The organism is Xanthomonas sp. NCPPB 2922 (assembly GCF_041520885.1).
Lineage (GTDB): Bacteria > Pseudomonadota > Gammaproteobacteria > Xanthomonadales > Xanthomonadaceae > Xanthomonas > Xanthomonas campestris.
On sequence record NZ_JBGOFY010000040.1, the window covers coordinates 1 to 8,747 of the forward strand.

Annotated in this window: 7 protein-coding genes and 1 pseudogene; 1 reads left to right on the forward strand and 7 read right to left on the reverse strand. The window is 58.9% G+C overall.

The genetic code is table 11. The annotated features are described in order from the left end of the window. The 4 genes and pseudogenes from ACD584_RS21550 to ACD584_RS21565 form a co-directional block, all read right to left on the reverse strand. Positions 1-1,159 (reverse strand): XVIPCD domain-containing protein (locus ACD584_RS21550; protein WP_372357332.1); only part of this gene is annotated, 1,159 nt, incomplete at its 3' end. 14 nt (positions 1,160-1,173) lie between these two features. Then, on the reverse strand, positions 1,174-1,812 hold the full coding sequence (locus tag ACD584_RS21555) for a hypothetical protein (RefSeq protein WP_076036897.1): 639 nt from the start codon (positions 1,810-1,812) through the stop codon (positions 1,174-1,176). Between the two features lie 86 nt (positions 1,813-1,898). After that, positions 1,899-2,315 (reverse strand): annotated as a pseudogene (locus tag ACD584_RS21560) (SymE family type I addiction module toxin). Continuing rightward, positions 2,312-2,581 (reverse strand): hypothetical protein, encoded by a 270-nt coding sequence (locus tag ACD584_RS21565; protein ID WP_225443806.1) that lies wholly within the window; start codon positions 2,579-2,581, stop codon positions 2,312-2,314. Before ACD584_RS21565 ends, ACD584_RS21560 begins: the two are co-directional and overlap by 4 nt. 419 nt (positions 2,582-3,000) lie before the next feature. Between ACD584_RS21565 and ACD584_RS21570 the strand changes: the two genes are divergently transcribed. Beyond that, the gene (locus ACD584_RS21570; protein WP_076036895.1) at positions 3,001-3,636 is read left to right on the forward strand and encodes a hypothetical protein; all 636 of its coding nucleotides are present in this window, start codon (positions 3,001-3,003) and stop codon (positions 3,634-3,636) included. 98 nt (positions 3,637-3,734) lie between these two features. Here ACD584_RS21570 and ACD584_RS21575 read toward each other — a convergent pair whose 3' ends face one another. The 3 genes from ACD584_RS21575 to ACD584_RS21585 all read right to left on the reverse strand — a co-directional run bounded on the left by ACD584_RS21575 (position 3,735) and on the right by ACD584_RS21585 (position 8,503). Beyond that, positions 3,735-4,604, reverse strand: coding sequence for a Kiwa anti-phage protein KwaB-like domain-containing protein (locus ACD584_RS21575; protein ID WP_075250862.1), 870 nt, complete (start codon positions 4,602-4,604; stop codon positions 3,735-3,737). Continuing rightward, complete coding sequence (locus ACD584_RS21580) at positions 4,601-5,101, reverse strand: hypothetical protein (RefSeq protein ID WP_125168758.1); 501 nt, start codon at positions 5,099-5,101, stop codon at positions 4,601-4,603. The genes ACD584_RS21575 and ACD584_RS21580 overlap by 4 nt, the downstream gene beginning before the upstream one ends. 303 nt (positions 5,102-5,404) lie before the next feature. After that, complete coding sequence (locus ACD584_RS21585) at positions 5,405-8,503, reverse strand: TonB-dependent receptor (RefSeq protein ID WP_175611644.1); 3,099 nt, start codon at positions 8,501-8,503, stop codon at positions 5,405-5,407. Positions 8,504-8,747 lie beyond the last annotated feature (244 nt).

Sequence of the window (8,747 nt, forward strand, 5' to 3'; positions counted from 1 at the left end):
ATGCATCCCACTCTCTGCCATGTGCGCTATCGAGCTTTTGCACCCCGCCTCTGATCTGCTGGTATAGCGCGTGATCCGCATGGCCTGGATCTGACGGAAGAAGGTGAAGTGACGTCCCTTGCGATGGGGATTCACGCGCACGGAGCTCCTGCTCAAGCTCTTGTGCAGAGATCGGCGAGACATGCAGATGAGTGTTCTTGCTGTGCTGAAACAGGCCCGGCGTCGGTGGCTGGGTGCTGCTATCCAGGTAAGGCATCGGGCGCGTATTGCTGCCCAGGTCAATACCATTGCGCTCGAGTATTTCTTCTTTCAATCCCAGACGTCGCATATCCAGAATCATCGGCTGTTCTGGCTCTCCGGGCTTCTGCTTGTTGTAGTGGCGCTCGTAGATGGCAGCTGTTCCAACTACCCACGGGCCGTAGTGATTGGCGTAGTCGGACTGACCCGTATGGCCGATGCGAGTGCTCTTGGCGTCCTTGTCGAAGAAGTTTGCACCCATCGCCTCAACGTTGGCAGGAGTGACGGGCATCGTCATATCTGCGTTCAAGGTAAGGTTGGACTTGAGCGCGTAATTGAATTGCGGCATTCCGCCGGTTCGATCAATGAAGTCGTGCATACGGCCGGGTGCTTCCCGAAAGATATCTTCCAGGGAGGCATCCGGCTTCGCTTGCTTTACCCTGCTGACGGTTGCATTCCAGCCTGCAATTTCCGCGCTTGCTTCATCTACACGGTTGCTTGATAAAACCTTCTCCGCTGCGTCCGAATAATCGTGCGTGGTCTTGGCTATCTGCACCGCCGCGGTTTCGAACGCCTTACGGGAAGCAGCTGCAGTTGGGCTGTACATGGCGTGCTGTAGTTCATGCCCCAGCACAAACGTCATGTCACCGGAATCAAGCAACTTTCCGCCAGGCCCATTGGAAAGCCTGGACAGCGGTAGCCGAATGGAATGCTCACCTGGCGTGAACGTTCCGCCTGCATTCGGATCAGTCAGCGGCTTTAGACTGAGTACGCGCTGCTTGGCAACCGCATCATTGAATTGGTCAAGCAAAACGGGCGATGCCGCAAGCACACCCTGCAAATTGGTGACATGTTCCGGGGTGAAACCTGGCTGGCGGCCGAAGTCATCAACAATGGCTTGCGCCTGTGGACTCAAAGGCATGACCGTTCCTTGGATTAACGAATGTAGATCCATTCAACACAGTGGTGCTCCACCCGCTCCTGCGGTGCATCAGCCTCACCTCGTGGAAACACCTCCACGCGCATGCCTGGCCGGCTGAAGAAGTCACTCATCCATCGCCCGTCTTCCACCATGTTGCGTTGACGTACAAACCCGATGTTTTCCAGCTTCTTGGTAAACGTATCGAAATCGATCCCGCAGATCTCCGTCATGGACGGGGAAGCACCCGCTTGCGCTGGAATAAAAGTGAACTCGAACCAACGCCCCGCAGTAGGCGTCTGGTCCATGCCAAAGCTGTAACCCCACTCACTGGTAAGCGGAGCACTGGCGCCATAACGCTTGGGATCAGCTGCCGCACGCGTCACCGGAACCCCCATTTTGGACTGCAGGTAGTCAGGTGTCAGATCGTCCAGTCCATCAATAGCTTGAATCAATGCAAGCATGCGGGTGAGCGCATCCTCTGCCGTTCGTATCGGCCCACTGGGTTCACTGCCAGCGGGAGTGACTGCGGATTCGGATGAGGAACGCATGGCAGATGTCTCCGTGACGGTTGCCGCGGCTGGGGTGGCCGACGTGTGGGCGCATGCGCCCAGAGCGAGGGTGGCGAGCAAGGCGTAGAGGGGGCGCGCGATCATGAAGCGTCCGTTGTGCGCTGGTGTGGCTGCGACGCTAGTGGCATCCGGCACCGAGGTCAATCGCAAGGGTTCTGGCAGCCGCAGCATTATCGCCGCACGCTGCGCGCCCTGGCCGGCGTCTCCACCGGCGGTAACACCTCCATCAACAACTGCCCCGCGCTCGCGGTGATGCGAAGCTTGGTGCCGATGGCAAAGCCCAGTTGTTCCAGCCATAGGCCGCTGAGGCGAACGTGGGGCACGTGCTGGTCGCTGGCGTGGTCGTGGGCGCCGGGTTAATGGGTGTAGCTGACGGTGCATTGGCGCGGGCGGCGGGCGCGGCGGGGTGCGCGTAGCGTGCCGGGGCCTTGCGGGGAGGCGTCCGGGTCGGGCGGCAGCATCGGTGGCAGCTTGGTGCGGTCGGGTTCCACAACGACCCACTGCACCCGCTTGGGCGGCGTGGCGCGCGCACGCGTGCGGGTGGGCCGTGCGCCGGCAGATGCCGTGGGTGGGCGGCGGCGTGTCATGGCGCCTCCGGGTGATAGCGGGTGATGGTTGCAGCAGCGTACTGCTGCAATGGCACAGCCCTGCGTGCCGACAGGCGGCGCGAAGTGTGCGGCAACACACCGAGCTGGTGACTCAGCGGATGCGCGGTATGGTCTCTCGCCTGCTCAATAGCTGTGCTTGCGTCGAGCCTGCGCAGCACATCGCCCATATCCCACCGCAAGCGGTGAGCGGAAGCTGGCAACAGATCAACCGGCACAGATGCCGGTATGGATAGTGCGGTAGACATGGCAACGCCCTCCTGGAACAACCCAAGAACCGCCGCCAACGGCGACGGGATGTCGGGAGGTTCGAAACCGCACGTAGCCGGCGGGCATATTCCCCTTGCGGGTGTTGTATTAGCCGCCCTCCCGACGCAGGCATTGCGTCGGCTTGTACCTGCAGGATGCAGGCACAAAAAACCCACCGGTTTGACGGAGGTGGGTACCGCTACGTGAGGAGTTTCGACGCTCCTTGGGACTAGATTGCAAGTACACGGTCTGGCGTGTCAATACACGCTGGCGGGTCTCGCGCGGCTGTGTGCGCCGTTGGCGCAGTTCCATACGGGCTACGCAAGGCGAGTGCCCTCGCCTGATAAGTGCACCTGACCCCATCACGCTTTAACTACCTTAAGCTTGGCCACATCAATAGTGCTACGGAAGAAGCAGTATGACTCAGCTACTCAATCTCATTCTTGGCGCTGTACTCGCATTACTGTCTGCGACATTCCTCGACTGGAGGAAGAGGCAGCGCGAAAAGGAGGAAGCCGCTGGGCACCTGGGAGTGCTTGTTCTGACGCAACTGGATCGATTTATTTCGCAGTGCGCCGCGGTTGCCGGTGACGACGGAACTGCTCACGGCCATCCCGCCGGAAGAATGGAAAACGGCGAGGAGTACTACTCCGCACAAAATAAAGAGCCGGTGCTGGAGCTTGATCAGCTCAAGGTTGAATGGCGCTCGATCTCGCCGAACACCATGTATGCCATCCATCGGATTCCGATCCAGCTTACTGAGATCGAGTCCTTCCTATCTTTCGAGGCCGATCAGGAAGGCCCTCCGTACGATGGGTGGATATCTCTGCGCCAGGAGAAGTATGCCGGTCTCGGGGTTGCGGTTGCTGCGCTCTCGGAACAGCTCCGTGCCGAGACCAAGCTACCGGAGGTAACCGATCGGCAGTGGAAGCCCGAAGAGTTCCTAGAAGAGCGATATGTTTCACTGCTAAAGAGGCGGAAGGAACGCGAGGAGGCACAGTCTGCTTGGATTGCTGGATTAAGCCCGCCATCACCGAACACTCCTGAAGAGTAGCTTTAACGGCACATAATGCTAATTGGTGACACGAGGAACGTCGCTGAGCAGAATGTATTGCTCCTGAGCCCTTATTCCAAGAGCTCAGGAGCACCGATCTAGAGGCGGACTTTTGAGTTTGTTCGATAATTATTTTTTGAAACGGGCGAGGTGTAGTAGTCATCATCAAGGAAGCGCAGAAGATTTTTAAGCTCCCTCTTATCTTCCGGAATCACAATTAGTTCTTTTCCATTAGCATCTACGGTGCGATTGACAGTCAAATTGAATTGCGCCGCAGCGGCAATTAGATCAGAAATATCGACTGTTTCTAAGATTTTGCTTTGTTGCACTAGCCAAAGCCGCCGCCTTACCCAAGTGTCGCTAATTTGCTTTAGCTGATCAACGTTTCTCACACTGACCTTATCCAACTGGGCGAACTCGGCGATATCCGTGTCAGTCGCGTCCTGATAGTACGATGACAAATCAAAGATCTGCCGTGCATAGAAAAAACTGCGAAAGCTTAAACGCTTACCCGCCAACTTGGCTACCACACGGTTATCAATAGTAATACCGGTCCCATCAAGTTTTTTATACACATTCTCAGAATGAAATATTGAGAATCCTCGGGTAGTAATGAGACGTCGGCGGTCAAATGCTTGAAGGTAAACCACCCACTCACCGTTTTCTTCCACCCCGAAAAAGAGAGCCTTAATAGACTCTAGTAAACCTTCATCCTCAGACACTGAGGGAAACCGTCTCGGGTCCGCGACGGCCTCCGCTAAGGAGTCTATATCATCGAACTCAGGAATATATAAACACTCGTCACTGTCGGGCTTATAATTTCCATCAAATGCAATTTCTTCACACCCGGCATTGAAATTATTGATTTGCCCCTGCAGATAGACAGCCAGGTCAATTTGCACCTGGGCATCAAGTTCAAACCGCACAATACGCGCTGCAGGTTCTTTTGTATACGCAAATAGAATCATACATCCTCCATGATAAAGCCCGGGGTCAACTCACGAATATTTTTCACACTACTTGCATCACGAATATTACGACGCGAAATCAAAACAACGTAGACATTTCCGCCCACCTCAGCCTTATACAGGCGATATTTAAATGCTCTCAAAACTGGATGGAAGGGAATTGCATCGACAGCAGAGAGAACTATAACTGCAAGCAGCAACACCACTGCCAACGCCGAAAAATCAACACGCAATAGCGGCACGAAATATGTGCCAATTGCCACAACGAGTGGCCAATCGAGTTGCTCAACTTTTTTAACAGAGGCCGGCATCACTTCGCATTTCTTTGATGCCGCGGCAATTATTAACAACGGGAGCATGCAAGCAACAGTGCCGGCAATAAACCAACAAAATGCCTCCAGCGTTGGTCCAACCTGATAAAAATTTTTGCAGGCAAGCACAATGAGTGCCGGTGCAAGTGCCGATGCAAAGAGCCCTACCTGAAGGAACTTCCTCACGAGCCTATGTCCTTTGTGTCAACTTTCCGTATTCAAGCATGCCCTGATCTCATAGGGAGCGACTTTCACGGATCTTCATTTGTCGAGCTCGGGATGATCCACGGTCTGAAGACTAGCGGGATCAGGTGATTCCCTATGCGCAGTTGCAGGATCGTTGCAGCTCAACAAAAGCCGACCTATTGGTCAGCTTTTGTAGAGCAGAGGAAATAACGGTTCCAGGTTCACTTCCACTGCAACCCGGCCGTCGCCAAACCATCGCGCCCATACCGCCACGCGGCAGGCATGAGCGCGACACGCTGGGATCTAGAACTTGTAGGTCATCCCCAGGTACGCCAGCCGGCCTGCGTATCCGCCGGTATAGAAGCGGGCGCGGGTGTCGTCGCCCAGGTGCGAGCGGGACTCCTGCTTGGTCAGGTTCAGCACCGAGGCGGTGAGGCTGAGCGCCGGGGTGATGTTGTAGGCCGCGTTGACATCGATCTGGTAATACGGCTCTTCAAAGACGTTCAGCCCGTTGACCAGGCCTTGCACCAGCTCACCGCGACGGTTGTACGAGGCGCGCAGCAGCAGGCTGTCGGTCTCGTAGAACACGGTGAGGTTGGTCTGGTTCCTGGCGCTGCCCGGCATGGCGGTCTCGCCGGCCTCGGTGCCGTCTTCCAGCCGCACCGCCGCCTTGCTGGCATCGTTGTAGGTGTAGTTGAACTGCACACCAAGGCCGGACGGCAGCGTGTGCTGCGCGTACAGCTCCACACCCTGCGACACCGCATCCTGGCCGCCGGCCTGGGTGCTGTAGTTCTGCACGGTGACCGGTTGCCCGTCGACCATCATGTTGACGTCGCTGATCACGTCGACCGCAAAGTTCTCTACGTTCTTGCGGAACAGCCCCACACCCGCCACCGAACCCGGGTGGAAATACCATTCCAGCCCCAGGTCGAACTGGTTGGCCTTGTACGGCTCCAGGTTCTTGTTGCTGCCCGAGCCGTACCAGCCCTGCTCGCTGGCACCGCCGGTCAGGCGCCGGTCGGCCACGTACTCGGGACTGTAAAACTCCAGGCTGCCAGGCGCGGCGATGTCGTTGTAGCTTGGGCGTGCAATCACCTTGGCGGCTGCCGCGCGCAGCAGCAGGTTCTCGGTCAGGTCGTAAGCCAGGTTGAAACTCGGCAGCACGTCGGTGTAGTTGCGGTCCAGCCCGCTGATCACGAACGACTCGGTGCGTTGCACGCTGTCGGACAAACGCCAGTAGCCTTCGGTCCCGCAATAGGTGTCGGCCGGCGCGCCGCTGGGCATGGCGGCGCCCTGCTGGCAGGCCAGCGGATTGCCGTCGGCGCCATCGAAGAAGTAGTCGTTGTAGGCGGTCACCTTGTCGGTGGAATCGGCACGCTGGCCGGTGCGCGCCACCCGCACGCCGACGTTGCCACGCAGCCGCTCGGTGTGGAAGTTGAGTTGCAGGTAGCTGGAATAGATCTCCTCGTCGACGTTGTAGACGAAGTTGTCTTCGCTGCGGGTCTGCATCGCGCCGTAGGTCTGGTTCAAGTAGCCGATGTAGCCCGGGAAGTTGATCGCCGGGAACGCGCTGGCGTTGACGCCACCGGCCAGGTTGTCCTGCGCGAACAGCAGGCCCGGCGAGAACTGTGTGGCGATGGCATTGCAGCGCCCGTTCCAGTAGCGGTTGTCGTAGTCGCCCGGGTCGGTACCCGGGCACACCCAGTAGTTGTTGCCGGTACTGCGGTGGATGCCGCCGTCGCGCCGTTTGATGCCGAACTGCAGCGAGTCGATGACCTCGCCGTCGAAATGCCAGGTGGTATCGATCTGCGCGTACTGCTGCTGGTTGGTGTTGCGGGTCCAGGACGAGCCGGTCGAGCCCAGGTCGACCTGCAGGATGCCGTCGCGCAGGTTCTGCATCAGCTCCGGCGAGAACGTCATGCTCGGCGTGCCGGTCAGGTCCCAGGCGCTGGCAAAGTTGGCGTTGGTCCAGCTGCCGTCGGCGTTCTGCAGGCGCGGCTTGATCGGCAGGGAGAACTGCAGCTCCGGCCCGCCCTTGGCCCAGGTGCGGCCGGCCTTGAACGCCACATCTACCTGCTCGCCACGCCATTCGCCGCCCAGGTCCACCGTCTGCGACTGCGATTTCTCGATGTTGTAGCTGCCGGTGATCTGTGGCGTCGGCACGGTGCAGTCATCCGAGCCCCAGCCGCCCGGCGGCAGGCCGGCCGCGGCAGCCTGGGCCTCGCTGCAATAGTAGGTCTTGCCCGGACGCAGACTGTAGGCGGCGCCAGTGACAATCGTGCCGCTGGGATCGAACTGCAGCCCGTCAAGCAGGCGGCCGCCGCGCCAGTTGCCGTCGCCGTTATAGCGGGCAATGTTCCACTCGGGAATCTTGATGGTATTGGTCTGCGAGTCCTGCGACAGGTCGAAGCGGAAGTAGTTCGCGGTCAGCGTCAGGTCGTCGGTGGGCTTGAACTGCAAAGTCAGTTGCCCGCCCTTGCGCTCGCGCTCCTCGCGTTTGGCGTCCAGGCTGACCGCCGTCGGCATCATGAAACCGGTGGAGTAATTGCCGTCCTGGTTCCAGAAACCGGTACCGCCCCACCAGTTGGCGTTGAAGTCCGACGGATTTCCGTTCACGTCGACCGCCGGGCCACCTTCGTCGCGGCCGTACCACTGCCAGCTCTCGGTACTGGCATTGAGCGTGCGTGCGGTGCGCTTCTGCTGCGTGTAGCCAACGAAGACACCGAAGCGGTTGTCCTGGTCGTGCCAAGAGTACGAACCGGAGAACTGGCCGTCGGTCTTCTTGCTGGTATCCGACCAGGTGCCCTCGGCGGAGACGAAGCCGGAATTGGTTTCCAGTTCCAGCGGGCGCCGCGTCTGCAGGATCACCGTGCCGCCAATGCCGCCTTCGTCGATGCGTGCTTCCGGGGTCTTGTACAACTCCGCGCTGCCCAGCAGGTTCGACGGCAGCAGCGTGTAGTTGAACGAGCGCGTCGGGTCGCCGTTGGACTCGGCGGTGGCGATGTAGTTGCCGTTCAATTCGGTCAGCACCAGCTCCGAGGACAGGCCACGCACACTGACGTTCTTGCCCTCGCCGCCGTCGCGGCTGATGACCACGCCGGGTACGCGCTGCAGTGCATCGGCCACGTTCTTGTCGGGAAACTTGCCCACGTCCTCGGCGGTGATCACATCGACCACGGCGTTGGCGTTGCGCTTCTGCTCCAGGCTTTTTTCGATCGCATAGCGGTAGCCGGTCACCGTCACCGCGTCCAGGTCCGTGGCCTGCACCTCGGCCTGGCCCGTGGGCGCCGGCGTGCCGTCGGCCTGCTGGGCGGCGGCGGTAGAGACGGCGCTCGCGAACAAGGCAATGGCGATACCGGCGTACAGCGTGCTGTGGTTGCGTGCGAATGGCATGCAGTTCATTTCGATCGTGCTCTCCCAAAGATTGATCGGCCTCCGCGGCTTTGTATCGATCCAACGACCGGACAAGAACACCGCGCGAAGTCATGCAAAAATATCCGGCACCATTGCGGCGTCCGGTTTCCCTGCTCTTCTCTCCCCTCTGCGCGGATGCGATTAGATCGTTCTAATGCAGTGGACGCCTAAGGAACCTCTGAACAACGCACCACAGATACGCGACACTACCCGCCTGATGTTGAGGAGTGAT